The sequence below is a fragment of the Bacillus sp. GC_Bacil_1 genome (assembly GCF_026540675.1).
In the GTDB taxonomy this organism is placed as follows: Bacteria; Bacillota; Bacilli; order Bacillales; family Bacillaceae_G; genus Bacillus_A; species Bacillus_A cereus.
Genome location: NZ_JALNUG010000006.1, coordinates 210,629 through 236,799, shown reverse-complemented (window position 1 = coordinate 236,799; position 26,171 = coordinate 210,629). Strand labels below are relative to the sequence as shown.

Genomic DNA, 26,171 nt, shown 5'->3' with positions numbered 1-26,171 from the left:
CCTCCTGATAGGGTGAAGATGAGAAGAGCATAAGAAATACTCTTTTCATCAAGTTTGTTTTAAATATTTTGTCCACTCGTGTATTGTGATAATTTTTGCATATAAAGTGAACGAATGAATACGAAAAATACGATTTCAACGAATCCAAAAATAATAAGAACGGCTGAAACCTCTTTGAACAGAGATAAACCAATTACATCTTGTAGCATTTTTGTTGCGAACATTGTATGAATGGATGCCATAATGTACGGAATGAAAAATAAAATACTAAGTTGAATGGTTGCAGATCGTTTCATCTCTGTATCTGTTACACCGATTTTAGAAATCGTTATATATTTCTCTTGTTCGTTCGTCAAATCCGTATACATTCTAAAGTAAAGAACGCTACCAGCTCCAATGAAGAAAATAACTCCTAAAAATGTCCCAATTAGGAAAAATGCAGCACTGCCTGATGTTATTTTGTATAACGATCCTGCTGATTCAAAGGAACGAATAAGAGGTCCTTCATACTGGGATTTATTTCGATCTTTTTGAACTTTTTCTATAAAATTATCAGCAATTTCATATGTCTGTTCCCAGTTTTGAATTTTGTAATTGTATGCTGATATATGCTTTACGGTGCTAGGTAAGTTATTTACGATAACATCAGGCAAAACTATCGTTTGATATGAAAAGCCAGATGGAATTGCATTCACATGCTCATAGCCTTTCACTCGTAATTTCGTATTTGTACTAGAGAGTGTAATGTAATCTCTTTTGTAGCTTTGCTCAAATTCGTTGAATATGGTGATATAAGATGTCCCTGTTAGCACATATGCTTCGTTATCATCCATAAATAGTTGTTTCATTCGTAAAGAATATGCAAGTTTGTTATAGTCACTTTGCTTAATTGCGTATACGTCATTATAAATAGCTATATCTTTATCTTCTTTTAGTGGTGTTTCATATATATCAGCTTTTATTTTTTGATAGGGGAAATGCTCTTTTTGTAATTGTTGCTCAAGCCAATTTAAATGCTCTGTAACAAAAGGGTTCGCATCATAAGAAAAATAAGAAATTGGAAAAGGAGAAGTTCTATTAACTTCTAGCTTAATAAATTTCCCGAATCCATATAGAAACGTAATCATTGTGAAAGCAATTGTAGATAGCATTGCTACAATAAAAAGCATATTAATATTCGTTCGAATACGGCTCGCTAAATCCGAAATCCAAAGCATATTAATCCGTTTCATATAAAACTTCCTTCTTTTCTTTAAAATATAAATCAGTAAGAAACTAATTTGTGAAAAGAAGAAATATGTTCCGATTGTAACAAGCATTGGGATAACGAAAATACTTGAAACCATATATATAACACCGATTTGCGGGCTTACTGATACGAAATATTTAGGATTTCCAGCTAACGCATAACCACCAAATAAACAAATCGCACCAAATAATGAAACAAGTATGGATGGTTTTCTTTCTTTTTGTTTTCCACCATTTGTTTTTAAAAGGTGTACCGCTTTTTTTGTACGAATAAGCATTGGTGTGAATGCAGATACAATGATAAAAAGACTAAGGAAAACAATGGTTGTTAAAATAAACGCGTTAGTAGGACCGTATAAATATATTCCTGGAACATGCGTAAGTTTGGATGTTACTAATAAGAAAAATTGAGAAAAAACAACTCCAAACTGCATGCCGAAAAAGATAGATAAAATCCCGATTAACATATTCTCCATAAAAACAAGACGATGTAATTGTTTTCTCGATATTCCTAAAATGGTCAAAACACCAAATTGTTTTTTTCTAACTTTTAAAAAAGTACCAATGGAATATAGTAAAAAGAAGAAAGAGAAAAATACAATTACTACTTCTGAAAATATCATTAATCCTGAAATTTCAGAAGTCATGTCAAAGTTTTGTAATTTCGGATGGAATAAGTAAACAGCAAACGAAAAGAACACAGCAATGGAAAAGGAGCTACTAACAAAGTAAGCAAAATAAGCTCTTGAGTTGCGCGTGACGTTTTTAAATGCAAATTGCCAAAATGTCATAGATTATACCTCCGGCTAGAAGATATAGAAGTAGTTGTATTGCAAAAAATGTATGAGAGTGAGTTCTCATACATTTTGCTTGCATATGTTACGATCATGCTTCGGTCACCTTCTCCGTATGTTCTGCTTGATTATTTGCAGCGTTGTGGAAGATGATTTTAATCGTCGTTCCTTTACCAACTTCAGAATCTAGTTTGACAGAGTGACCTAAATAATCACAAATTTTACTTACAATATAAAGTCCCATACCAGTAGATTCTCCGAATGCGCGACCGTTTTTCCCAGTGTAAAATGGTTCAAATACTCTTCGAATATCTTCTTGCGGAATACCAACACCTTCATCGCGAACTTCTAAAATAATATCTTTTCCGTTTCGGTAAGCAGATAAGAAAACTTTCTTTCCGCGCTCACCAGAGTAACGAACAGCATTTGTCATTAACTGATAGATGATAAATTTTAGCCATTTTGCATCAGAAGCAACTTTTAAATCAGAATGGACTTCTAAAACAGGGAAGACACCATTACGAATGAATAGTTCTTTTAATCCGTTAATATTTTTTGTTACCGTATCTTTTAATGAAATCGTCTCGACATGGAAATCTTCATGGAAGTTATTTAACCTAGCCATGTATAAAGCCATATCAAGCCCTTGGTTTAGACGCTCTAATTCTTTTTTAAACTTTGGAATTAAATGCTCATCTTCCATTTCTAGCACCATAAGCTGCATAACAGAAACAGGTGTTTTCATTTGATGTACCCAATGGTTAATGAATAATTGATGTTCTTGTTGTTTTACTTCATACGATTGTAGTTCTTTTTGGAAGAGACGGTACTGTGTACGTACGAGTTCATTGACACCGTGAGGCATCGGAGCAGTTGCTCTTTCAATAAACGCATCTTCCATTTTTTCTGGTTGCTCGCTTAATCTATGGTACATTCTACGATTGCGAACGTAACGGTAAGCGAGGAAACAAATAAATAAATATAAACTTAAAACGACGAAGTAAAATTTATTGTTTTGAAATCCATCTACTGCATCATAAAGAACGAAAATGATACCGAAGTTTAAAACGTACAGTAGGAAAAATGCAAAATGATCACGTAAAAATAGCTTCATGCTTATTCACTCCAAGTTGCGTTAAAGCGATATCCAAGTCCACGTACTGTTTCAATAGAGTTCTCAATGCCAAGCTCATTAAACTTTTTACGAAGACGCGTAATGTTTACGTTTAATGTATTTTCTTCAACGAAGCTCTCGTCATCCCAAAGCGCAGCTAATAAATCTTCACGGCTCGCTGTACGAGGGAATTTAGATAATAACATTTCAGCTAAAATAGCTTCTTTCTTCGTTAAAAGAACTTGTTCAGATCCGAAGTGAATTTCAGGACGTTCTGGGAATAGTTTTAAACCTTCTACTTCAACGATACGTTCAGAAATATTTGGTGCATAATCACCGTAAATACGACGTAATTGTCCTTTAATTTTCGCCATTACAACATCGTAGTGGAACGGTTTTGTAATGTAATCATCCGCACCGCTTTCAATTGCCATAATTTGTTCCATCTCACCAGCACGAGCTGAAATGAAAATAATTGGACAAGTAGATTCATGACGAATTTGACGGCACCAGTAGAAACCATCGAATTTCGGTAAGTTTACATCAAGTAAAACAAGATGTGGTTTCACAGCGTTAAACGATTCCATAATATCATCGAAATTCTCCGCTACCACAGCCTCATAACCGTACTTCTGAATGTGAGATTGCAGTAATGATGAAATATTTGGATCGTCTTCAACGATTAAAATTTTATACATATGTATATTCCTCCTCAAAAAAACAATTGTAGCTATAGTGTATCATGTGTTTCAAGTCTTTTCATTATGTTGAAAGATAAGCTAGTAAACAGTATAGGTTAAAAGTGAGAAAAGTAAAAAGGGCGCTGGATTAAATTGACAAATAACGGTAATCGGTTTAACATTTAGATAAATATCTAAATGTCTAATTATCGAAAGGAAGAAAGACATTGAATCAAGCATTCAAAGCATTAGCAGATCCAACAAGGCGAAAAATTTTAGACTTATTAAAAGAAGGTGATTTAACCGCTGGTGAAATCGCTGAACATTTCAATATGACAAAACCAAGTATTTCACACCACTTAAGCGCACTTAAAAATGCTGAACTTATTCAAGATGAAAAGAAAGGGCAATTCGTTGTGTACTCTTTAAACACAACTGTCTTTCAAGATTTATTAACTTGGGTGTTTACATTTACGAATAAGGGGGAAGAGGGGAAATGAAAAAACATCTTTTTGCAATCTTATTAATTGTTATAACTTGTTTAGCTTGGGCGTTTGCTTGGCCACATTTGCCGGATACAATTGCAACGCATTGGAGCGGAGGTAAGGTAGATGGATATTCTTCTAAATTTTACGGAATGATTTCTATGGTCGGAATTATGATTGCATTATATATATTTCTAAATGTGATACCAAAGATTGATCCAAGAAAAGCAAATTACGAGAAATTTTCTAAAGCCTTTATGATGATGAATAATGGTGTACTATTGCTACTATTTGTAGGAAATATAGATATTATTACAAGTGGATTAGGATACAATTTATTCATTAATCGCGTGCCGGAATTATTAGTGGGTATTTTATTTATAGTCATCGGAAACTATTTACCACAATGTAAACCAAATTATTTTGTAGGTATAAAAACGCCGTGGACGTTAAGTAGCGAAGAAGTATGGAGAAAGACACACCGTTTTAGCGGAAAGGTGTTTGTTGCATTGGGGATCATTATGATTTTAAGTGTTTTTGCACCAGTAACGTGGAAATCTTTCGTAATGGTTGGAATTATTATTGGTGCAGTAGGATTAACGATGGGATATTCATATATTGCTTATAAAAAAGAAATAGGGGCCTAATAAAAAATTATGGGGGAGAGAGGATGAAAAGACACGTATTACCATGGAGTTTAATTATTGGCATTGCAATTGGATGGTATATTGTATGGCCATATTTACCAGAACAAATTCCACGCCATTATAATGCAGCAGGAGTAGTAGATGGATATTTTTCTAAAATAGAAGCAAGTTCATTCTCGATAGGTAGTATGGTAGTGCTCTATATGATATGGCTAGTTTTTGGATTCATAAAAGATAAGTCTACACAGCAATCCAAAGTTCTTTCAGCGATTAATTATGCCATTCTCTTTATCGGATTTGGATGTAACATATTTGCACTATTAGCAGCGTCTAATTATATTGCATCGGGCTCAATTGCATTTAATTTTGGATTTGGAACATTGTTTCTTGTACTAGGTAATTACATGCAACAAACGAAGCCGAACGGGTTAGTAGGCATTCGAATGGACTGGACATTAGAAAATCCTGTAGTTTGGAGAAAAACACATAGATTTGCTTCGAGGGTATTTGTAATAGGTTCACTTTGTATATATGCCGGGGCTTTGCTTCCAGATCCATTTAATATTTTTATGGGGATTGGAATCATATTAATATGTATTATCGTATCAACAATAAAGTCATATAGTATTTATAAAGAAGAGTTGAAAATGTAAATAAAGCTGCTTTTCCTTTTAGGGAAGAGCAGCTTTGTTTTTTTATCACTTCTTCAAAACCGGTATCCAAATTTCACTTTTAAAGTTTGGAGAAGATATGTGTTTCTGTTCATTCCACAATACTTCCGGTCCTTCCGCTAGTTCATAGTTCGAAGAAGGGAACCATTCAGAATAAATACGCCCCCATACATTTTGTAGTGCATCAGGAAATGGACCGACAGCTTCGAATATAGCCCATGTTGAAGCTGCGACTTCGAGTTGTTTAAACTGCTCTGGACAATCCTTTGTTGTGGCTACTCCAATATAGTGATCAAGTTCTCCTTTTTCCGCCATTCTTCCTTCAGAAAAATTAGTAGAAGCACTAATAATTCCAGTAGGTGCAATGTTTGAAAGGGACTTTAATGTTTGAATAGACTCTGGGTTTAAACTTTTCCACATAGAAGCAATTTCTTCATTTACACCGTTAAAAACGATTGGGACTCGTTTTGTAATACCTATAATTCGAAATGGCTCTTTTTCTTCAATTCGATAGTTCATTTCATTTCCTCCTTGAATAGATAATTGGAAGGTCATTGGTGAATAAGCCTTCAAAGAATGGCTACTATTTCGGGCCTCTGAAGGTGTTATACCGTGCAAGTTTTGAAATGCACGAGTGAATGAATCTGGCGAGTTGTATCCATATTTTATAGCGATATCAATGACTTTTACATTGTTGTTTTTTAGTTCAAAGGCAGCGAGGGTAAGACGTCTACAGCGAATATATTCTGATAGTGATATGCCAGCTAAAAAAGAAAACATTCTCTTGAAATGATATTCGGAGCAGTAAGCTATTTTTGCGACTTCTTTAAAATTAATTTCATGTGTAAGGTTGTTTTCGATATACTGCATTGCAGCATTCATATTTTTAAGTGAATCCATATTATGACCTCCTCTGTACATAGAATAGCAGGAACGAAATAGCTCCATCCGACATTTCGTGCACAACTTTGTAGGTGCATTTTTTACCTTACAAAATTGTAATGTTCCTGTAAGGAGAATGAATGGATGGTATGATATCCCAATGTTATAGTAACAAAGTACTTTAATTCATTACGTTAACTTTTTGATTTCTTTACTTATGTGCCTTACATAACTGTCATGTTTGTGTAAGAAACATCGATAGTGGCAAGAGTAGAGAGTGTATATAGTTGAAAATAGAGAATAGAAGAAATGAGGGATGTCGAGATGAAAACAGTATTAGAAGCAAAAAATATTGAAAAAGTATATGACACGGGTGGTAATAAATTTGCAGCGTTAAAAGGTATTAACTTACAAGTAAAAGAAGGTGAGTTCGTTGGAATTATGGGACCTTCTGGTTCTGGTAAGACAACTTTACTAAATGTTCTTTCTACAATTGATAATGCGACGAACGGTGAAATTTTAATTGATGGAAAAGATATTGTGAAAATGAATGATGATAAGTTAGCGTTATTCCGCCGCGATCATTTAGGTTTCATTTTCCAAGATTATAACTTATTAGATACGTTAACAGTGAAAGAGAATATCGCTTTACCACTTGCGTTATCAAAGGTGAAAGCGAGTGAGATTGATCGCCGCGTTCTTGAAATCTCAAAGAAATTCGGTATTGATCATATTTTAAGTCAGTTCCCATATCAAGTATCTGGTGGGCAGAAGCAGCGCTGTGCAGCATCGCGTGCAATTGTTACGAATCCAAGTATGATTTTCGGAGACGAGCCAACTGGAGCACTTGATTCTAAATCTGCAACAGATTTACTTGAAAGTATGAAGTCGTTAAATGAATATGATAACTCAACAATTTTAATGGTAACGCACGATGCATTTGCAGCAAGTTATTGTAAACGAGTTATTTTCATTAAAGATGGTGAACTATATAAAGAATTGCACCGTGGTGAATCAACGCGTAAACAGTTCTTCCAAAAAGTCGTTGACGTAATGTCTTCTATTTCTGGAGGTATGGCTGATGACCTTATCTAGCATTGCCCTCCGCAACATACAGCGGAACTTTAAAGACTACTTTGTATATTTCGCATCTATGATTTTTAGTATTGTTATTTATTTTACATTTAAAGCACTGCAATATAATTCACAAATGGAAAAAGCAGCAGAAGCTTCAAAAAAAATTAGCGGAGCGTTCCAAGTTTCCAGTGTGATGCTTATCATTTTCGTAGCAGTGTTCATTATATATTCGAACGGATTCTTTACACGTAAACGTAAAAAAGAAGTTGGCTTATATTCGTTATTAGGTATTCGTAAAAGACAAATTGGTAAAATGCTCTTTTATGAAAATATGTTAATGGGATTAATGTCATTAGTAATCGGGATTGCGATCGGTAGTGTCCTTTCGAAATTATTCCTTGAGTTATTAGTAAATATGATGGGATTAAATTTAAACGTTCATTTCGAAGTACCGATGGCTGCCATTATTGATACAGCAATTATTTTCTTTGTGATTATTTTATATACATCACTTCAAGGATATCGTTTAATTTATCGCTTTAAGTTAATTGAACTTTTCCGTGCAGAACGTGAAGGAGAAGCAATGCCAAAAGGATCTGTCATCATGGCATTAATTTCAGTTTTCTTAATCGGTTCAGGTTATTTTTTAGCGCTAATGTACATGAAAGCAGTTATGTATGCAGACTTTATGGTCGTTGCATTATATATTTTATTAGCGACAGTAGCAGGGACTTATTTACTGTTCATGTTCTTCACAGTATTTGTATTGAAACGTGCAAGAAATAATAAGTCAGCATTTTATAATGGTATGAATATGGTAACGACATCGCAGTTACTATATCGTATTAAAGGAAATGCGAAATCATTAGCGACAATCGCTATTTTAAGTGCAGTTACATTAACAGCGGTTGGTACGTCAGTTACGATGTATTACAACACATTTACGCAATCAAAAGTTGCTGCGCCGTATAGTTATTCCTATGAGAAAAAAGATGCAGCATTAGATAAAAAAGTAAATGAAATACTTGCTGGAGAGAAGAATAATCACCCAGTCACATATGAATCAGAAGTTGAAATGATTCCTGTGAAAGGAACATTTAAAGGTGAAAGAGCTGATCAAGTTCTGAACACACACTATAATGTTACGAATCAGTACCAGCTTATTTCTCAATCAAGCTTTAATAAACATGTGAAACATTTAGATGTAGAACCTGTAAATTTAAGTGCGAATGAAGCTTTCGTATATGATAGCTTATATATTGAGAAACTTGATTTTGGTCCTCTTTATACAGGAAATACAGCTGTATTCCCTGTTGGAAATGAGTCAAAAGAATTAAAAATTAAAGGTGTAAATAATAGAAGCCTTACAAATTTAAATGAACTATTTGTAATCGTTCCTGATAAAACATATGAGCAAGTGAAACAAGTAAACGAAACGCGTACTGTAAAAAATATTGATGTAAAAGGTGAGCGAAATAGTAAAGAGTTAACAGCAAAATTAGCAAGCATTATGCCAGCTGGAGAATCAGAAGTTTTAAAACCATTTAACGATTTCTATACAGGATTCCAAATGGGGCTTGAAACGACAGGCTTAATGATGTTTATTGGGTTATTCTTAGGATTAGTATTCCTATTAGCAACAGGCTCAATTATTTACTTTAAACAATTAACAGAAGCAAGTGCTGACCGTGATCGTTACATTGTCCTTCATAAAGTTGGTGTAACGAAGCAAGAAATGAAGAAAGCTATCGCAAAACAAGTGAGCTTTATCTTCGCTATTCCGTTAGTAATCGGTATTTTACACAGCTTATTTGCACTAAAAGGTTTATCAAATATATTACCATTTGAAATTATGATTCCGCTTCTCATTAGTATTGGAGTATACGGTGTCATCTATATTGGATATTACTTCTTAACGGTTCGTTCTTATTATAAGATCGTGAGTGCGAAGTAATAAGGGGCAGCTATTGCTACACGCGATAGCTGTTTTTTTATTCTTCATAAAATCTTAAGAAACTTCCTCAATTTTTATTAAGAAACGATAGTTATACTTAGACACAAGTTAAAAACTATCGAACGAATGAGGAGAGGTTTACATGCAGCTCATTACATTTTTACATGAATTTATAAAGCATCCAAAACATACTGGTGCAATTGCGCCAAGTTCAAAAATATTAGCAAAGAAAATGGTCGATGTAATTGATTTTAATAAAGCGAAATGTATTGTAGAGTTAGGGCCTGGCACAGGGGTTTTTACGAAAGAGATTATGAAGAGAAAAAAGAAGGAAACAATATTTCTTCTTATTGAAATTAATGAAGTATTTTTCAAAGAATTAAAAAGAAAGTTTAAAGATGAGCAGAATGTCATTGTTGTACACGGTTCAGCTGAAAATATAAAGAAGTATATGGAGGAGCTCAATATAGAATGCATTGATTACGTTTTATCAGGGTTGCCTTTCACTTCTTTACCAGAAGAAGTTTCAAAGCGCATTTTAAATAATGCGATGGAAGCGATACATGAGAATGGTGAATTCATTACATTTCAATATTCACTTGTGAAAAAAGGGTTTATACAGCACTTCTTTCCAGAAATTACGCTAGAGAAAGTGTGGCTCAATTTCCCACCAGCGTACATCTTTAGCTGTAAAAAAGAGCTAAGGAGAGCATATGCATAATGGAATTACATGAATTATTATCTTATATTGAACAATACGGTTATTGGGCATTATTTTTCTGTTTATGGTTAGGTATTATCGGTATGCCAATTCCAGACGAAATGATCGTAATGAGTGGTGGCTTTGTATCTTCACTAGGGATATTAAGTGTCATTCCTGCATTTTTATTAACATATTTAGGTGTTGTATCTGGGCTTTCTTTAGGTTATATATTAGGGAAAATATTTGGTACGAAAGTACTTGATAAGCTAATGAAAAAGAAAAAGGCGAAATATCTTTTGAAATCTCAACAAATGGTAGAGAAGTATGGTCATTATGCGTTAGTCACAAGTTACTTCATACCAGTTGTAAGACATATCGTACCGTATTTAGTTGGAATGAATAACATGTCATTTAAGACGTATGCTTTGTATTCTTATACGACAGGATTTGTTTGGACACTCGTTTACTTTGTGCTCGGTGCTTTATTTGGAAAACATATTGAAAGTATTGTAGCGATCGCGATAGAATATGGCGTGTATTTTGGCGTGATTGTTTTTATAGTTACAGGTATTCTTTATTTATATAGACAAAAAAGAATCACGCTGATGAGTAAATAGAAGTAAAGAAAGTTTCTTCCAGTATGAAGGACAAGATAGGATTATAAGTATAAAATTATCTTTATTTAATGGTAAAATATAGGTAAGTAGTTAAGGAAGGAAGAGCGTTGTGCTACTCATTTTTAGCCTTATCTTAATTGGAATTATGTGCAGTATGAAAATAGTATCCTTACACATGATAGAACGACAAAAGGTAGAGGAACGATATGTATATTGTCCAAAATGTGATACGAAAATTAGAAGAGGAAATTCAGCTCCTTTTTGTTCGAAATGTAATTTAATATTTTAAAAATAAAAAGTCCGAAATCACTTTATATAGTTTCGGACTTTTTATTTTTAAGTAAACATTAATCCACCTAGTTCTCTTTCGTTTGTTTATTAGCTAAAATGGATTATGAATAACAATAGTATGTAAACGAAAATAAATATAGATGTACATATGGAGTGCTATATTTGGAGATTTTAATCATAGTAGGATGCCTATTAATAGGAATTATTTTGATTAGTATAAGTAATTATCGATTTATAAAAGAATTAAAAGAAAAAAATTCAAAGAAAGAGAAATGGAAAGTAGTAGCTGGAAATTTGATAGAGTTATTTAGTGATCCATTGCATGGAGTGCCGTTCTATTTTTTAACTGGGGGTCTCTTTTTTGTAATCGGACTGTTGTTATTTCTTTCTATGGGAATGGGTTGGCTTGAAATTGATTAAGGCGTATTAATAAAGATGTTTGATCATGTTAGTGAAGTGGCTTGGAAGTTAAACCATAAAGTGCTGCTGATGAACGATAAAGGAAAAACTGTATGGATGTTAACCTTTTTAGAGAAAGATATCCCATTATTATGAAGTCTTTCGTAGAGATGGATCGAGAAGTTTTGAGGGTTTTATTACCTGATGAAAGAGGGATTCTTCCTACGAGGCCAGAGTGTGATGAATGTTATAAGACTCAATTGGATGATATTGAGGAGAGTTGATAAAAAAAGAGCTTGAAACTATTCAAGCTCTTTTTTTATGACTATTTATGTCCTAAAATATGCTCAATCTCATGCAAACTTAATTTACTTGCCTTAGCAATCGTTTCAAGTGGTATACCAAGATCATACATATTTTTAATCATTTGAATTTTCCCCTGTTGAACTCCTTCTTTTCGACCTTGTTCAATGCCTTGTTCAATGCCCTGTTCAATGCCTTTTTCAAGCCCTTTTTTAATTCCTTGTTCCATTCCTCTTTTTATTCCTTCTGTCTCTGCATGGGCGAATTTTGCTGCTTCATCCATTAAAACTTTCTCCCTTGCGTCATAGGCTTGCCGGAAAGAAGAATCTTGACTCATACGTTCCCATTTATTTATCGCTTTTTGTAAAATAGGATCTTGGTTCATAGCAATATCCTCCAATAGTTTAGTTAAGTGCTCATCCTCATTTGCTGAAAGCAATAAAAGCCAACGAACAAATGGATCTTTCCACGGATTTACTTTTTCTTCATGCCATTGTTCAGTTAACTTTGGAATTTCTATAATGTGGATTTCAATGTCGTCACTCAGGAGTTTTTGTTGTTGTGTATTCCATAATATGCTTGTTGTATGGAAGGCTGGGTGTTCCGAAAACATTACGAAGTTTAGTAAGTTTATGGTGATGGTTTTGTGAAGTGCACTGTAGGGCATCCCTTTTTGTAGTTGAGATGTGTATAGTCTTCCCCAATAATATAAACTGCGTTTAACCATATCGTGATTATTATTGAGTTGTATTTCTACATTGACTTTTGTTCCTGTGTCTAATGTTGCTGAAATGTCTAAAATAGATAACTTATCCTCTTCATATTCCCTGTGTAAATGTGGATCTTCTAGTTGTAGAGAAGCAATGGGCGACTCTAAAGACTCTTGTAACATAGCATTTAAAAATGCAATTAGAATATCTTCGCTACCATTCGTACCAAACAATTGTTTAAATGCAAAATCAATGCGTAAATTAACTAATTGTTGGTTGAACAAAGTTTGTCCTCTCCCTTATATGAAGGTACTTCTTTCCTTCATTGTACATAAAAAGAACTAGAGTATGCAAACAAGCCATTCTTCTATTTTTTAGTAGTTTTATTAGAATGTCACAGGTAAGTATGGTTATGTTATACTCTAGTGAAATTAAAAAAATATTTTTGTTTATATCGGGGTGAAGATGATACATATGCAAAAAGATATTTTAAAACTATTAGATAAAAAGCAAAGTAACTATGAATTTCCTGCCTTTGATAATGAATATATGGATATTTCACAAGTGAAATTCTCTCTTTTCTTTAAAGATGCTAAGGATTGGCTAATGGTGTTTCAAATTGTGGGTGTAGGTTCATTAGGTGTATGTAATGATATTCAAGTATATGGCGATAGAATTACTCATTCAATGGGTGATGATTGCATTTTACAATTAAATAATGGCGATTATGAGTTGTTTGATGATGAAGGTGAATTTATACCGAATATTTATAACGGCAGTTTAAAAATTCGCGAGCATCATTTTGAATATGAATTTACAGAAGAAGATTATATAAATAATGGAATAGAAGTACAAACGACAGAGCATTATCCAACATACTTCATGCGTATGCTTGCTACTAATGAGGAAGCTCAAAAATTATTGTGGTGGGATAAAGGAGAAATTTTAGAAGAGTTCGGTTTAGAAGGCGACTGGGAAGTAGCGTATGAAACGGAAGAATGGAAACATGTTGAAGACGAAAAAGTAAGTGAAAATGAATTCTTCCAATCAGTAGCCTCTGCAATAGAGAAGAAAGATCCAAGTGTTATTGTGAATGAAAATGCTAATACGCATTGGAGAAATTGGGTAGAGTTTGATTGTGACTGAAAAGGATAGGAGAAAGAATAACAAATGAAAAGAAGAAGAAAATCCGGAGAAAAAGTACAAATGCATCGTTTTGCACTACCTCTATGCTACGGAAGTGAAGCGCCATATTATTATTACGAGGTAGCGCCCTATGAAAGAGAGGGACGCTTCCATTTAACATCGGATCTTTGTGTAATGGATGATGAACATTATTTTATTAGAGGATGTTTAGAGATTCCTATCATTGACTACCACGAAAATTTCATATGGACTGTTTGGGTATCACTTAGTAAAGAAAGTTATGATGAAGTATTAGAAAAGTGGGATGAGATAGGCCGAGAAAATAGTGATCCTTATTTTGGTTGGTTATCTGTAGAAATACCATTTTATCCAGAAACATTAAATTTAAAAACAAATGTACATATAAGAGAAGTTGGAACGGCACCGTATGTTGAATTAGAGCCAACCGAGCATCCTTTAGCAATCGAACAAAGAAATGGAATTACTTTAGAGAGAGTTAAAGAAATACAAGAAATGATTCAACGACATAGCTAGATTAGAAGAGAAAAAAACGAGTGCTAGCACTCGTTTTTTTCTTTACACAACCGCAGGATTATAAATCATCGTAAAGTGTCCTGTTAATAATTCAATGTGACAAGGTGTATGAAGCGAACTTTCTCCATCTGTATCTACTTCTTTTTCTTCTTTCGTTTCAATATGAATGGATTTCGCTTTTACGTGGAAGATGTCATTTTCATTTGAATCCTCGAATAGTTTCTTTCCGATGTAATCTTTAAATGCTTGAATACCTGTTGATTTGACTACGAAAATATCAAGTGTTCCGTCATCACATTTAACGTTCGGAATAAAGGATGGAATACCACCAAGATATTCACCATTTCCAACCATGACAAGGACAGCTTCGTCTTCATATACTTGTCCGTCATAAGTAATTTTTACTGGGAATGTTTCAGCATTTTTTACAGTTCGAATTGTGCTTAAATAGTAACCGATTTTACCAAGCTTTGCTTTTTCTTCTGCATCGATATTGTTTGATACTTCAGATACGAGACCAATGCCCCAGAAGTTTAAGAAATGTTGTCCATTTGCTTTTGCAACGTCAACTGGTTTTATATGTTCTTTTGTAATAAGTTTTGCCGCTTCTGCAATGTTTTGCGGAACACCAAGTGTGCGAGAGAAGTCGTTGCAAGTTCCGCCTGGAATGATTGCAAGTGTAGGTCTATTTTCGAGAGGTGCTAAGCCATTTGTGCATTCAAATACTGTTCCATCACCACCAAAGACGATAATTAAATCTACTTTACTAGCAAACTCTTGGCAATATTTTGTTGCATCACCTTGTTTTTTCGTATGAAGGATATGTAGATCAGGAAAAGCTGCGGCAAGAGGTGGTACGATTTTCGTTAAATTTGTATGTAAGTCACCTTGACCAGCTTTCGGATTTACGATAAGGAGTACTTTTTCAAATTTTGTCTTTGTCATTTTTCATCTCTCCCTGTAGTTTGTAATGGCAAGAAAGGAGCTGTTCCCATGTATTTTAGAACAGCTTCTCCCTATTAATTGGATGCTAACATTGTCAGTTATTGTCGGTAAGTCGATATATTTAAAAAATCGCCGATATACATTTTATGTACTATCAATTTTTTAAGTTATACGATTATTCCGTTACAACTGAAGCGATAAATGGTAAGTTACGATATTTCTCAGCACAGTCGATACCGTAGCCAACGATGAATTCGTCTGGAATTTGGAAGCCAACATACTCAGCTGTTAAGTCTACTTTACGGCGTTCTGGCTTATCAAGTAATGTACAGAACTTGAGTGCCTTTGGTTTATGCATAAAGAAGTGGTCTTTTAGGAAATGAAGTGTTAAACCAGAATCGATAATATCTTCTACAACAATTACGTTTTTCCCAGTAATGTTTACGTCGATATCTTTTAGTAGTTTCACTTTTCCTGTTGTTTCTGTTTGATTTCCGTAGCTAGATGCAGAAATAAAGTCAATTGTTACATCATTTTTGATGTGACGAATTAAATCAGCAGCAAATACGAATGAACCTTTTAATACTGCGATAACTACGATTTCTTCTCCTTCAAAGTCACGTTCGATTTGAAGTGCTAATTCTTTAACTTTTGCTTGTAATTGTTCTTCAGAAATTAAAGTGTCTTTTATTTCAATATTCATTGTAATCCTCCTACAGTGTAAAACTTGCGAACATTTCGACTGTAAAGGATAGAATAGAAAAAGTCAAAGGAGATAGTAATTTTTTACAAAGATAACGACAAAATCATCTGATGATATGATATACTAAGTATATTAAGAAAACGCTTCCATAAAGGGTGAATATGATGAAGAAGAAACAGTACACAAGTGTAACATTTATAAAAGCATTACTTTTAACAATTGTTCTTGGCCTGTTGGCTTACGTAATTGATGTACCTGCGATTCGTATTTCATTAATTGGAATGACTTTAGTGTTAGGAGCAATTTCGCACGGTATGATGTCGCAGCTAAAAGAAGCTGGACTTGATGATATGAGAGATCATATAGATAAAAAGTAAGAAACCTTCATTATATAGAGTGAAGGTTTTTTTTGTTTCTTACAAAAATGTAAGGTAGTTGTAAGGCAAATCGATAGTTGCATAATAGTATTTTGGATAAACTATGGGTGTAAGGTAAAAGGCAAGCATATTTTAGGTAAATTAAGTTTTAGGCACTCTATATGTGAAAAAGGAGTAGGAGGGCATGGAGAAACGTTGGACGACCTTTTCTTTTTTAGCGACTAGTAACACCGTAATGCTAGATGGAAAAATGGATTTTTTGCACTTGTTTGATCGTGAAGATGATCATTCTTCTTCTAAATTTACAATGAAATGGAATAAATGGAGCGAAAGTTGTAGGTTTGAAGAAGAGGCCCCTAACGAAGAGCAAAAGATTATTTTAACAAACCCTATTAAAGCGTGGGTTGTTCAACGTCGTAAGTGTAACGTCAAAAATCACTTCAAGAAAACTGAGCCGAGACAATTAGTTATCGCTCCGGCCCGTTCTACTTCCAAATCACGCGAAAGTAACATGTAAATATTGAGACACACACCCGAAAAAACATCGTACATATTGCGATGTTTTTTCTTTTTCTACAATGAAATCTTTAAATGAAATATATTTCATCTGCATCTTATATTTATATCGCTTGCTTATTCTAGTAATACATCCGATGCGAGTTGATGTGAATAAAATATAAGGAGAGAATGAAAATGAAAAAGAGACTATTACCAATTTGTGCAATGGCACTTTTAACAGTAGGATATTCTTCAGTAGCGAGTGCGGATACTGGAACAGTAACAAAGGAAGAAGAAGCGCAAGTGCAACAAGATAAAGCTAAAAAAGAAGAAGCAATTAAGGAACAGCAAAAAAATGAAGTAGAGAAAAAACAAGCGGCCCAAGTACAAGAAAAAAATGATATGGCTAAAAAAGAGGAAGCAATAAAAGCTGAGAAAAAGAGTGAAGAAGAGAAAAAGAGAATAGCGCAAGAACAGTTAAAAAATGATATGGCAAAAAAAGAAGCAGCGATAAAAGTCGAACAAAAGAATGAAGTAGCTAAAAAAGAAGTAGTAAAGCCAGTTGTACAAGGTGAAAAATTACCAAATACAGCATCAAATAATGTAGCAATGATGGGATTAAGTACATGTCTTGTAGCGATAGGTACATTATTTGGTTTGAATCGTCGTAATAAGGTTAAAGCGTAAATAAAATATTTTCCTATAAAGAATGGGATAATTTCATATATTAAAAATGGTAGGTTACTCCTACCATTTTTGGCATGGAGGAATGAAGAATGAAGTTACTCAATTATATCGGTATCATATTGATGGCTATAGGGCTATTCATGGGATCCTATTACGCTGTGGAATGGTATAAAGGAAAAAGCTCTGCCGGGCAATTAACGGCAGAAGAAATAAAGAGCCTTCAAAATATACAAGATACTCAACTTTCTCATGAAACACCTGTAACTTCTCAAGTGCCTTCTTCTCAAACAGAACATAAAGAAGGAGAAAAGGTAGCGATGTTAAACATACCGAAAATAAAGAAGAAGTTTTCTATATATTGGGGAGCGGATGATACGACTTTGAAAAAAGGAGTTGGTATGTTTGTTAGTGATTTAACGACAACCCCATCTGGAGGAGGACATACTGTACTGAGTGGACATCGAGATACTGTATTTGCAGATTTAGGAGAGTTGAAAGAAAAGGATACCCTTGTTTTAGAGTATGATAATAAAACGTACACATATGAAATTCAAAAGACATGGATTACTCATGCGGATGATCGTACTGTTATTATAAAAAAAGAAGAACCGATATTAACACTGACAACTTGTTACCCATTTAATTATATAGGGGATGCACCAGATAGATATATTATCGAGGCGAAGTTAACTGGAAGTTATTCGAAGTGAAATTATAGTTTCTGAAAGCGGGAGGGGGATATAAGTTATGTCAAAAAACATTTTAATTGTTGAAGATGAAGACATATTACGTGAAATATTAAAAGATTATTTTTTAAGTGAGCAATATGTAGTGTTTGAAGCGAGGGACGGGAAAGAGGCTTTAGTTGTATTTGAAGAAGAAGAGGTTGATTTAGTTATTTTAGATATTATGTTGCCAGAACTCGATGGATGGTCTGTTTGCCGAAGAATTCGAAAGACGTCCGAGGTGCCTATTATTATGCTGACGGCGCGCGTAGATGAAGACGATACGTTACTTGGTTTTGAACTTGGGGCAAATGATTATGTGACGAAGCCGTATAGTCCGCCAATTTTATTAGCAAGAGCGAAAAGGTTGTTAGAAAGCAGAAAAGTGACAAAGCAACTTTTAGAGAATGAAGATGATACATTATCAATCCACGATATTCACGTTCATTTTCCGTCGCGCACTGTTACGGTAAATCGAACTGATATTAATTTAACACATACAGAATTTGAAATATTAGCGTATTTCATGAAAAATCAAGGAATCGTTTTAACGCGAGAACAACTCATTTCAAGAATTTGGGGATATGAATTTGCTGGCGATGATCGAACGGTTAATAGTCATATTCGTAATTTAAGAAATAAATTAGGAGAGAAAGCAAAGTACATTACAACTGTAGTACGAACTGGTTATAAATTTGAGGGGAATATATGAGAAAAGGAATTGTACTAAAATTATTTACTCTTACAACAGCATTATGTATGTTGATTTTAGCGACGATATTTATTGGACAAACGATATTTTTTAAACAATATTATGCGAATCGAAAAGTGGAAGATATTAAAGTAAATTTAAATTCCTTTGAGAAGAATTATTTAAACTACACAGGAAACGTAGAAGGAATTCAGAAACTTGAGCAAGACTTTTTAAGAGAAAATAATACGTGGATTACGACATTAGATAAGAACGGGAATTTAAAACACGCAGATGATTTTTATTTTGAAGTAACGATAGATCGTAGGCAACAAAAGAGCTTTGGACAACAAATATTCAAAATTCCCTTAGGTAATCTCGTCAATATAGAGGAAATTGATAATAAATTATCAGAGCAGTTTTTAGGACAAGAAATTTATTTTTCTGGAGTGAGAAAAGAAGATAGTTTTATTCCATTCTCTTTTTCTTTATCTAAGCAGAATTTAAGCGGATCTAATAAACCGTTAGAAAAAGCATTTCAGGAGAAAATAAAATTAGATGAGGAGAAAAAGAGAGCGGCTGGGGAGCAACTTGCTAAGGAAAAGAAACCAGCTGTTCAGGAAGAAGCTGCTCAGGAATTAGGCGTTTACATAGGAGGACGTGTTACAAAAGTACAGTTACCAGATGTAAACGGTCCTGTGAATCCAATTTATAAAAATAGCATATTTTTAGATAATATTAAGGGTTTTCAAACCGATTTATTATTAAAAGAAAGCAATAAAATACGATATACAACACAAACAATGGATTATGAAAAGAATGATATAAAATATAAATTATTAATTAAACCAATAAAAGAAAAAGACGGATCAGTAACATATATTTATGCTATGGCTTCTTTACAGCCTGTAGATGAAGCTGTACAAATGGTGCAAGATTATTACATATACATCATTGCATTTGTAGTCGTTCTTATTTTTTTAGCTTCGTTTTATTATTCAAAACAAATTGCCAAACCGTTATTAAAAATAAATGATACGACGAAGAAAATAGCACAATTAGATTTTACAGAAAAAATACCGATTACTTCAAAAGATGAAATTGGTGATTTATCGAAAAATATTAATATACTTTCTAACAAATTAAATTCTCATATCGGACAGCTTGAACACGATATTGAAAAGGAAAGAAAGTTAGAAAATACACGGAAAGAATTCATTTCTGGTGTTTCACATGAATTAAAAACACCGCTAAGTATTATGAAAAGCTGTATTTTTATTTTAAAAGACGGGGTAGCTGAGCATAAAAAGGATTATTATTTTCAGGCGATGGAGAGAGAAGTAGACAAAATGGATACGTTAATTTTGGATATGCTTGAGTTAGCTAAATTTGAATCTGGTACGTATAAAATGAAAAAGGATTCGTTTTATATTGATACAGTAATTGAAGACATATGTGAACATCTATCTGTGGAAATAGAGAAAAAAGAGCTTCGTGTTCATAAAAATATATGTTCATTTGAAGTGATTGCAAATCAAGGTCGGATTGAACAAGTCATCGTGAATTTCATTACGAATGCCATACGTTATACACCAAATAAAGAAGATATTATTATTTCTACAATAGATGAGAAGGATCGTATAAAAGTGTGCATTGAAAATAAAGGTACTCACATTGAAGAAGAACAATTAGATAAAATTTGGGATCGTTTTTATCGAGTGGATACAGCTCGTCAGCGTTCACAAGGTGGGACGGGGCTTGGGCTTGCCATTTCAAAGAATATTTTAGAACTACATGATACTGAATATGGGGCAGGAAATACAGAAAATGGTGTGTTATTTTATTTCTATTTACCGAAAAAAGCGTAGAAAATATGATCTACGTTTTTTTAAATTATTTTCATATTATCTTTACCTAATCTTTATTTTTAATTAGTATAATTTGTTTAGAATATGAGGTTATGTAAGGAGTCGATGAACCGTGCATAGCAATTGGCTAAGTATAATGGTATTTATTTTCTTTTGCGCATTTATTGTATTTTTAATTAATATTACGATATGAAAAAAGAGCGCTCATTAAGCGCCCTTTTTTTGTGTATTCATTTGATAAGCACTGATGCTTTTGAATAAGCGTGGTGAAGTGATAAATAAAAATATAAGTAAAACGGTACATAGAATATAGGAACCAATCATTGTACTACCGTTAAATATTAAAGAATATAGGAAAGCCGATTGGCCTTTTGGTGCATATTGTCCCCAGAAAATGATACCAGCGATAAAGTGACAGAAGTAACGAGCTAGACTACCGATAAAAGTAGCGACGATAATGTATCCAATTACTTTCTTTCCTTGGTTTGGTTTTGATGAAGGTTTGTCTTTACGGCTACCTAAATTTGATTGTTCTTCGCTATTTTCATTTGACGCTAAAAGCGCCTTTTGAATTGGACGATAGAATAAACCAGCAAATCCAATGAATGCGAAAGCAACAAAGTATTCAATTAATACTTGAATTGGTGTGACGATAATGGCATCGCCTACGACAATTTGTAATAATCCCCAAATTAAGCCTCCTAAGAAAGCCATTTTGAAGCCCCAGCGGTATGCGATAATAAAAATAGGAATCATAGCAAATGAAATGGAACCGCCTGTTGCTGATATTTTTATTGAAAGTGGTAAAATGTCGATGACCAAGGCGAAGGCTGCAAGAATAGCAGATTCGATCATCGCTTGTAAATTGGTGTTACGCATGTTGTCTCCCCCTAAATCCAAGTTGTACAAAAAAGAATAGATATCATAGGAGGATACGAAATACGTAAATAAAAATGAGGTATGTATTTCGGACGTTTGCACAATCCCTGCGTTAGCATTAACTAACAGGTTCGAAGGGTCGGAACGAAGTGTTCCCTCTCAGCGGCATGGCTCCCCCAGTGATAACGAGATTCTTTATTTGCTATTGTTTATTGTAAGCGAAATGGATGAGAATGGCAAACAAATGCTGTATGACAATAATTGAAATAGAATTGTAGCGAAATGTTAATAAATATGAAGCAAAAGGGTATAGTACAAGAGAAATTGGGTGTGGTATAATTTTTTTGAAAATAATTATCATTCTCTTCTGAGGGGGAAGGTTATGAGCTTAGTAGATATTAAAATTGGAGAGAAAGTGTTAGTAAAAAGTATTCAGTCTTTAGATCAGCTATTAAAGCGTAGGCTAGCTGCTTTCGGTCTTGCGGAAGGAAGCGAACTTCGCTTGAAACAGAAAGCGATGTTCAAAGGTCCTTGTACATTGGAGTGTCGTGGACAGTTAATTAGTATTCGTCATTGTGACGCGAAAATGATAAAGGTGGAATTAGCGTGAATAAGGTAGCTTTGCTAGGGAATCCGAATACAGGGAAGACATCATTATTTAATGCACTTACTGGTTCTTATGAATACGTAGGAAACTGGAGCGGTGTAACAGTAGAAAAAAAGGTTGGTAAATTAAAAGATAGACAAGGAACATTAATTGATTTACCAGGTGTGTATGATTTAAATCCAGTTTCACGTGATGAAGGTGTTGTAACAAACTTTCTATTAACAGAAGAATTTAATCATATGTTAAATATCGTAGATTCTTCGCAGTTTGAGAGAAATATGCATTTAACGTTGCAATTACTTGAATTTGGTAAGCCGGTCTCAATTGGTTTAAATATGGTTGATGTGGCGAAGCAAAGAGGAATTGTCATTGATGTAAAACGATTATCAGAACTATTAGGTGTAACAGTCGTTCCTGTCGTTGCAAGAAGTGGAAAAGGTTGTGAAGAACTACTTGCGACTCTTAAAGAAAATGACAAAAAGGAGAAAAAGCCATTCCTTATTTCATATGGTGTACAAATGGATGAAGGAATTGGAGAAGTAATTGCTCTTTTAGAGACAGCGAATTATGAGCATCCGAGATGGTTAGCACTTCAATTTTTAAGCAATAACGAAGTAGTAGAAAAAGAAGTGAAAGCATTACCAATTTATATGGAACTCATAGCCATTCGATCTCGCTTAGAAGGAAAACTTGATTGTACGTTAGAAGAGCACATTTACAAAACTCGTGAAGCGTATATTGAAAAGTTAAAAACAAATGTTATGAAGCATGAGAAGGAAGGGAAAATTCCTTTTTCAGAAAAAATTGATAGATTAATTACACATAAAATTTTAGGACTTCCAATCTTTTTAGCAGTTATGTTTTTTATTTTTCAGGTTACGTTTACGTGGATTGGTACACCTTTATCGGATATGTTAGATGAGTTTTTTGGTGGTCAGCTTACGGATTGGGTGACGGCTGGACTTACAAGTATTGGAGCTTCTCATTTTATTCAAGCACTCGTTACAGAAGGTATTATTGCCGGTGTTGGTGCTGTATTAGTATTCGTACCACAAATCTTTGCACTATTCTTTTTCATTTCATTATTAGAAGACTCAGGATATATGGCGCGAATTGCAGTTGTTATGGATAGAATTATGGAGTTCTTTGGCTTAAACGGTAAAGCTTTTATTCCGATGATTATTGGTTTTGGATGTAACGTTCCAGGTATTATGGCAGCGAGAACCATTGAACAGGAGAAAGAACGTTTACTTACCATTTTAGTAACACCGTTTATGTCTTGTTCAGCACGATTACCTGTATATGCATTATTTGCGGGCGTATTTTTCCCTAATAGTCAGGCGACTGTTGTATTTTCTTTATATGTCGCAGGTATTGTTCTGGCATTACTCGTTACAAAAATTATGTCTCTTACGATTTTGAAAGCAGAAAAATCTATTTTCGTAATTGAACTACCGCCTTATCGTGTGCCACAAGCGAAAACGTTATGGCTGAGCACGTGGGAGAAAGGAAAGGGATTTGTTCGTAAAGCTGGTACATTCATCTTTGGTGGTTCGGTTGTTATTTGGTTATTAAACTATGCAGGTCCATCAGGATTTGGCGTTGATATGGGAGATAGCTACTTAGCGATGATTGGTGGATTTATCGCACCATTATTTGCACCGCTCGGCTTTGGAACGTGGCAAGCTGCGGCATCCCTTTTAACAGGATTTTTAGCGAAAGAAGTTGTCGTTTCTACAATGGCAATTATTTATGCGGTTAAAGAAGATGTGCTTGGAAATGTAATGGGAGCACATTATACAGCATTATCAGCTTATTCATTTATGTTCTTTATTTTATTATATGTTCCGTGTTTAGCGACCGTAGCTGTTATTAAACGTGAAACAGGATCAGCGAAATGGACGATTTTTTCAGTCGTTTATCCACTCGTAGTTGCTTATGTATTAACGCTCATTATATACCAAGTTGGATCCTTACTCGGATTCTAGAAGGAGATGTATTGTGATGATGGTCAATATTATAATTGGAGCTATCATTTTTGGTTATGCAGCATATACGTTAGTTAATTTTGTAAAGAGAAGTAAAAAAGGAAAATGCGCGGCATGTTCTTTAAATAAGTCATGTCAGTCGCAAACTTGTAGCCCGGATATGGAGCAAATTGCTCATAATAAATAGAAAAAAGCTTTGCGAATTTCGCAAAGCTTTTTTGTTTTACTTTTTAATTTTTACAAGTTGAGAAGCTTCTACGCCTTTGTAACCAGGGAATTCTTTACTCGGGTCTTTATCAAATTTTAATACACCTACAGATTTTTCATCACCTTTTACATTGCTGTAAGTTGCGTCATCAACAATCGCATACATATCTGTATATGCACGGCCACTTCCGATAATTGTGTTGCCTTCATATTTTAATTTCGCTCCATCAAGTGTAGCATTTTCTACTTTCTCTTTTGCGAATAATACACCTTGTTCTGTTGTTACAGCTGGTAATTTATCAAGTGGTTTCGTGTTGTCTTTTTCATCAACTTTGCTAAGTAACTCTTTTTTCACTAGTTCTTCACCAGTTTTCTTATCCATTACAAGAACTTTTTTACCATCTAATGTTGTCATTTTCATTTTATAGAAGTCTTTTTCTTTCACTTCTTTTTTGTTTTTATCTGTAATTTGTTGAACTTGTTCTTCTGAGCCGTACAGTACAAAACCGTTCGCTTTCTCTCCTAATAAAGAACAACCTGATAATGCTCCAAATGAAATTGCTGCTGCTAATCCGATTCCTACTAATTTTTTCATGATGATTTCTCCTTTTATATGTTTTATAGTAAATACAATTTTTGTATTAGTGCTTACATGTGAAGAAGCTTGTTTGTTGCTTCTGGTATTAGTGTATAAGAAATATCGGAATGCAACTATCGAGTTAGCTTACAGTAACATTACACTTATGTAATTTAGTGAAATTGCACAAAAGTAAGTTAATTTCAAAGAGGGATAATGAGAATATATTAGAAATGCAATATTGTATATAGAATGTCATATTATAATGGATGTATTTTGGAAATAACATGTAAGGACATATTAGTTTTGTTATAATAAACACATAGGCTGTAAAAATGAATATTCTTTACTGTAAAGGGAGATTTTTCAGTTTTCCAAGTAGTGAATTTGAAATATGAGGTATATCATAGGAGGAATTTAGATGTCTGTATTTAAACGATTAAGAGATTTAACAATGTCGAATGTGTACTCGTTAATTGAAAAAGCGGAAGATCCAGTTAAGATGACGGATCAATATTTACGCGATATGCAAGCCGATGTACAAGAGGCTGAGAAAAGTGTAGCAGCTCAAATCGCACTTGAGAAGAAATTCAAAATATTATTTGAAGAGCAAGAAGCACTTGTGAAAAAACGTGAAGAGCAAGCTCATATGGCTGTTCAAGCTAATAACTTAGATCTTGCGCGTCGTGCATTAGAAGAAAAACAAAATGCAGAGCAAAAAATGAATGAGTATAAAACAAGCTATGAGCAAAATAAAGCTGCTGCTGATAACCTGCGCCTTAAGCTAGAAGAAATGCGCAAGCAATTAAATGAGCTGAAAAATAAACGTGAAACACTTGTAGCACGTGTAAATGCAGCGAAAGCACAGAAGAATATTAATCAGGCGATGTCTGGATTTGATTCAAATTCAGCAAAGGCTGGTTTAAGCCGTATGGAGGAGAAAGCTCTTCAATTAGAGGCTGAAGCGGAAGCAAGCGGTGAAGTTTATAAGAAAGAAAAGTCATTAGATGATGAATTCGCAAGCTTAAACAAAAATTCTGCTGTTGACGATGAATTAGCTCGTATTATGAAGCAGTATGAGAAATAATATAGAATAGAGACAAATGAACCGACATGTCTAAACAAATTCATGTCGGTTTTCTATTATATTTTTGAGGAGGTTTT

General features: G+C 33.9%; 30 protein-coding genes and 1 riboswitch. Of the genes, 21 read left to right on the top strand and 9 right to left on the bottom strand.

Annotated elements, in window-relative coordinates; genetic code table 11:
- Window positions 1–59: 59 nt before the first annotated feature.
- The 3 genes from OXT04_RS12235 to OXT04_RS12225 all read right to left on the bottom strand — a co-directional run bounded on the left by OXT04_RS12235 (window position 60) and on the right by OXT04_RS12225 (window position 3,854).
- Window positions 60–2,039: an ABC transporter permease gene (locus OXT04_RS12235; protein WP_098361111.1), complete on the bottom strand. Its 1,980-nt coding sequence runs from the start codon at window positions 2,037–2,039 to the stop codon at window positions 60–62.
- A gap of 94 nt (window positions 2,040–2,133) precedes the next feature.
- A complete protein-coding gene (locus OXT04_RS12230; protein WP_000765341.1) occupies window positions 2,134–3,156 on the bottom strand; it encodes a sensor histidine kinase in 1,023 nt (340 codons plus the stop codon).
- A 2-nt stretch (window positions 3,157–3,158) separates the two neighbouring features.
- On the bottom strand, window positions 3,159–3,854 hold the full coding sequence (locus tag OXT04_RS12225) for a response regulator transcription factor (protein WP_000276738.1): 696 nt from the start codon (window positions 3,852–3,854) through the stop codon (window positions 3,159–3,161).
- A gap of 209 nt (window positions 3,855–4,063) precedes the next feature.
- Here OXT04_RS12225 and OXT04_RS12220 point away from each other — a divergent pair, with 209 nt between their 5' ends.
- Genes OXT04_RS12220 through OXT04_RS12210 form a run of 3 tightly spaced genes read left to right on the top strand, consistent with a single transcriptional unit; the run spans window position 4,064 to window position 5,621 of the window.
- Window positions 4,064–4,336: an autorepressor SdpR family transcription factor gene (locus OXT04_RS12220; RefSeq protein ID WP_001070531.1), complete on the top strand. Its 273-nt coding sequence runs from the start codon at window positions 4,064–4,066 to the stop codon at window positions 4,334–4,336.
- Entirely contained in the window at window positions 4,333–4,968 is a 636-nt protein-coding gene (locus tag OXT04_RS12215; RefSeq protein WP_090976789.1) for an SdpI family protein, read from the top strand. Before OXT04_RS12220 ends, OXT04_RS12215 begins: the two co-directional genes overlap by 4 nt.
- A gap of 23 nt (window positions 4,969–4,991) precedes the next feature.
- Complete coding sequence (locus OXT04_RS12210) at window positions 4,992–5,621, top strand: SdpI family protein (RefSeq protein ID WP_090976792.1); 630 nt, start codon at window positions 4,992–4,994, stop codon at window positions 5,619–5,621.
- 45 nt (window positions 5,622–5,666) lie between these two features.
- Here OXT04_RS12210 and OXT04_RS12205 read toward each other — a convergent pair whose 3' ends face one another.
- Window positions 5,667–6,539 carry an AraC family transcriptional regulator gene (locus tag OXT04_RS12205; RefSeq protein WP_090976794.1) on the bottom strand — a complete coding sequence of 291 codons (873 nt, stop codon included), beginning with the start codon at window positions 6,537–6,539 and terminating at the stop codon, window positions 5,667–5,669.
- Window positions 6,540–6,845: 306 nt separating this feature from the next.
- Here OXT04_RS12205 and OXT04_RS12200 point away from each other — a divergent pair, with 306 nt between their 5' ends.
- The 6 genes from OXT04_RS12200 (at window position 6,846) to OXT04_RS12175 (ending at window position 11,583) form a co-directional block, all read left to right on the top strand.
- Window positions 6,846–7,616 carry an ABC transporter ATP-binding protein gene (locus OXT04_RS12200; protein ID WP_000859656.1) on the top strand — a complete coding sequence of 257 codons (771 nt, stop codon included), beginning with the start codon at window positions 6,846–6,848 and terminating at the stop codon, window positions 7,614–7,616.
- The gene (locus OXT04_RS12195; RefSeq protein WP_000176150.1) at window positions 7,603–9,552 is read left to right on the top strand and encodes an ABC transporter permease; all 1,950 of its coding nucleotides are present in this window, start codon (window positions 7,603–7,605) and stop codon (window positions 9,550–9,552) included. The genes OXT04_RS12200 and OXT04_RS12195 overlap by 14 nt, the downstream gene beginning before the upstream one ends.
- Window positions 9,553–9,694: 142 nt before the next feature.
- Window positions 9,695–10,273, top strand: a complete 579-nt coding sequence (locus tag OXT04_RS12190) for a class I SAM-dependent methyltransferase (protein ID WP_098284234.1) — start codon at window positions 9,695–9,697, stop codon at window positions 10,271–10,273.
- Window positions 10,273–10,872 (top strand): DedA family protein, encoded by a 600-nt coding sequence (locus tag OXT04_RS12185; protein WP_000418924.1) that lies wholly within the window; start codon window positions 10,273–10,275, stop codon window positions 10,870–10,872. Before OXT04_RS12190 ends, OXT04_RS12185 begins: the two co-directional genes overlap by 1 nt.
- A gap of 109 nt (window positions 10,873–10,981) precedes the next feature.
- Window positions 10,982–11,161, top strand: coding sequence for a hypothetical protein (locus OXT04_RS29860; protein ID WP_001986677.1), 180 nt, complete (start codon window positions 10,982–10,984; stop codon window positions 11,159–11,161).
- Window positions 11,162–11,325: 164 nt separating this feature from the next.
- On the top strand, window positions 11,326–11,583 hold the full coding sequence (locus OXT04_RS12175) for a hypothetical protein (protein ID WP_000404320.1): 258 nt from the start codon (window positions 11,326–11,328) through the stop codon (window positions 11,581–11,583).
- Between the two features lie 304 nt (window positions 11,584–11,887).
- Here the strand turns inward: OXT04_RS12175 and OXT04_RS12170 are convergent, their stop codons facing one another.
- Window positions 11,888–12,859, bottom strand: coding sequence for an Rpn family recombination-promoting nuclease/putative transposase (locus OXT04_RS12170; RefSeq protein WP_078438775.1), 972 nt, complete (start codon window positions 12,857–12,859; stop codon window positions 11,888–11,890).
- Window positions 12,860–13,049: 190 nt separating this feature from the next.
- On the opposite strand from OXT04_RS12170, the gene OXT04_RS12165 reads away from it, so the two are divergent.
- Window positions 13,050–13,721, top strand: a complete 672-nt coding sequence (locus tag OXT04_RS12165) for a DUF7003 family protein (RefSeq protein WP_001168096.1) — start codon at window positions 13,050–13,052, stop codon at window positions 13,719–13,721.
- A gap of 24 nt (window positions 13,722–13,745) precedes the next feature.
- Window positions 13,746–14,255, top strand: coding sequence for a DUF2199 domain-containing protein (locus tag OXT04_RS12160; protein ID WP_000830217.1), 510 nt, complete (start codon window positions 13,746–13,748; stop codon window positions 14,253–14,255).
- A gap of 42 nt (window positions 14,256–14,297) precedes the next feature.
- Here the strand turns inward: OXT04_RS12160 and OXT04_RS12155 are convergent, their stop codons facing one another.
- The gene (locus OXT04_RS12155; RefSeq protein WP_000167892.1) at window positions 14,298–15,200 is read right to left on the bottom strand and encodes a diacylglycerol/lipid kinase family protein; all 903 of its coding nucleotides are present in this window, start codon (window positions 15,198–15,200) and stop codon (window positions 14,298–14,300) included.
- Between the two features lie 175 nt (window positions 15,201–15,375).
- A complete protein-coding gene (gene hpt, locus OXT04_RS12150; RefSeq protein WP_001019295.1) occupies window positions 15,376–15,903 on the bottom strand; it encodes a hypoxanthine phosphoribosyltransferase in 528 nt (175 codons plus the stop codon).
- Between the two features lie 161 nt (window positions 15,904–16,064).
- Between hpt and OXT04_RS12145 the strand changes: the two genes are divergently transcribed.
- The 6 genes from OXT04_RS12145 (at window position 16,065) to OXT04_RS12120 (ending at window position 20,749) form a co-directional block, all read left to right on the top strand.
- Window positions 16,065–16,280 (top strand): hypothetical protein, encoded by a 216-nt coding sequence (locus OXT04_RS12145; RefSeq protein WP_002001286.1) that lies wholly within the window; start codon window positions 16,065–16,067, stop codon window positions 16,278–16,280.
- Window positions 16,281–16,464: 184 nt separating this feature from the next.
- Window positions 16,465–16,797: a hypothetical protein gene (locus tag OXT04_RS12140; RefSeq protein ID WP_000415613.1), complete on the top strand. Its 333-nt coding sequence runs from the start codon at window positions 16,465–16,467 to the stop codon at window positions 16,795–16,797.
- A 176-nt stretch (window positions 16,798–16,973) separates the two neighbouring features.
- Window positions 16,974–17,465 (top strand): LPXTG cell wall anchor domain-containing protein, encoded by a 492-nt coding sequence (locus tag OXT04_RS12135; protein ID WP_000746711.1) that lies wholly within the window; start codon window positions 16,974–16,976, stop codon window positions 17,463–17,465.
- A gap of 89 nt (window positions 17,466–17,554) precedes the next feature.
- Complete coding sequence (locus OXT04_RS12130) at window positions 17,555–18,175, top strand: class D sortase (RefSeq protein ID WP_267414946.1); 621 nt, start codon at window positions 17,555–17,557, stop codon at window positions 18,173–18,175.
- 37 nt (window positions 18,176–18,212) lie between these two features.
- Complete coding sequence (locus OXT04_RS12125; RefSeq protein WP_000041862.1) at window positions 18,213–18,902, top strand: response regulator transcription factor; 690 nt, start codon at window positions 18,213–18,215, stop codon at window positions 18,900–18,902.
- Window positions 18,899–20,749 (top strand): sensor histidine kinase, encoded by a 1,851-nt coding sequence (locus tag OXT04_RS12120; RefSeq protein ID WP_001225359.1) that lies wholly within the window; start codon window positions 18,899–18,901, stop codon window positions 20,747–20,749. The genes OXT04_RS12125 and OXT04_RS12120 overlap by 4 nt, the downstream gene beginning before the upstream one ends.
- A gap of 207 nt (window positions 20,750–20,956) precedes the next feature.
- Here the strand turns inward: OXT04_RS12120 and OXT04_RS12115 are convergent, their stop codons facing one another.
- Complete coding sequence (locus tag OXT04_RS12115) at window positions 20,957–21,628, bottom strand: energy-coupled thiamine transporter ThiT (RefSeq protein WP_001246567.1); 672 nt, start codon at window positions 21,626–21,628, stop codon at window positions 20,957–20,959.
- A gap of 86 nt (window positions 21,629–21,714) precedes the next feature.
- Window positions 21,715–21,816, bottom strand: a riboswitch (TPP riboswitch).
- Window positions 21,817–22,010: 194 nt separating this feature from the next.
- Between OXT04_RS12115 and OXT04_RS12110 the strand changes: the two genes are divergently transcribed.
- The 3 genes from OXT04_RS12110 to OXT04_RS12100 are packed head-to-tail and all read left to right on the top strand — an operon-like array spanning window position 22,011 to window position 24,410.
- Entirely contained in the window at window positions 22,011–22,238 is a 228-nt protein-coding gene (locus tag OXT04_RS12110; RefSeq protein ID WP_000060512.1) for a FeoA family protein, read from the top strand.
- On the top strand, window positions 22,235–24,223 hold the full coding sequence (feoB, locus tag OXT04_RS12105) for a ferrous iron transport protein B (protein ID WP_267414939.1): 1,989 nt from the start codon (window positions 22,235–22,237) through the stop codon (window positions 24,221–24,223). Before OXT04_RS12110 ends, feoB begins: the two co-directional genes overlap by 4 nt.
- A 16-nt stretch (window positions 24,224–24,239) precedes the next feature.
- Window positions 24,240–24,410 carry a FeoB-associated Cys-rich membrane protein gene (locus tag OXT04_RS12100; protein WP_000989598.1) on the top strand — a complete coding sequence of 57 codons (171 nt, stop codon included), beginning with the start codon at window positions 24,240–24,242 and terminating at the stop codon, window positions 24,408–24,410.
- 36 nt (window positions 24,411–24,446) lie between these two features.
- On the opposite strand, the gene OXT04_RS12095 is transcribed toward OXT04_RS12100, so the two are convergent.
- The gene (locus tag OXT04_RS12095) at window positions 24,447–25,025 is read right to left on the bottom strand and encodes a lipoprotein BA_5634 family protein (protein ID WP_048565089.1); all 579 of its coding nucleotides are present in this window, start codon (window positions 25,023–25,025) and stop codon (window positions 24,447–24,449) included.
- A gap of 403 nt (window positions 25,026–25,428) precedes the next feature.
- On the opposite strand from OXT04_RS12095, the gene OXT04_RS12090 reads away from it, so the two are divergent.
- On the top strand, window positions 25,429–26,094 hold the full coding sequence (locus OXT04_RS12090; protein WP_065229476.1) for a PspA/IM30 family protein: 666 nt from the start codon (window positions 25,429–25,431) through the stop codon (window positions 26,092–26,094).
- Window positions 26,095–26,171: the final 77 nt, after the last annotated feature.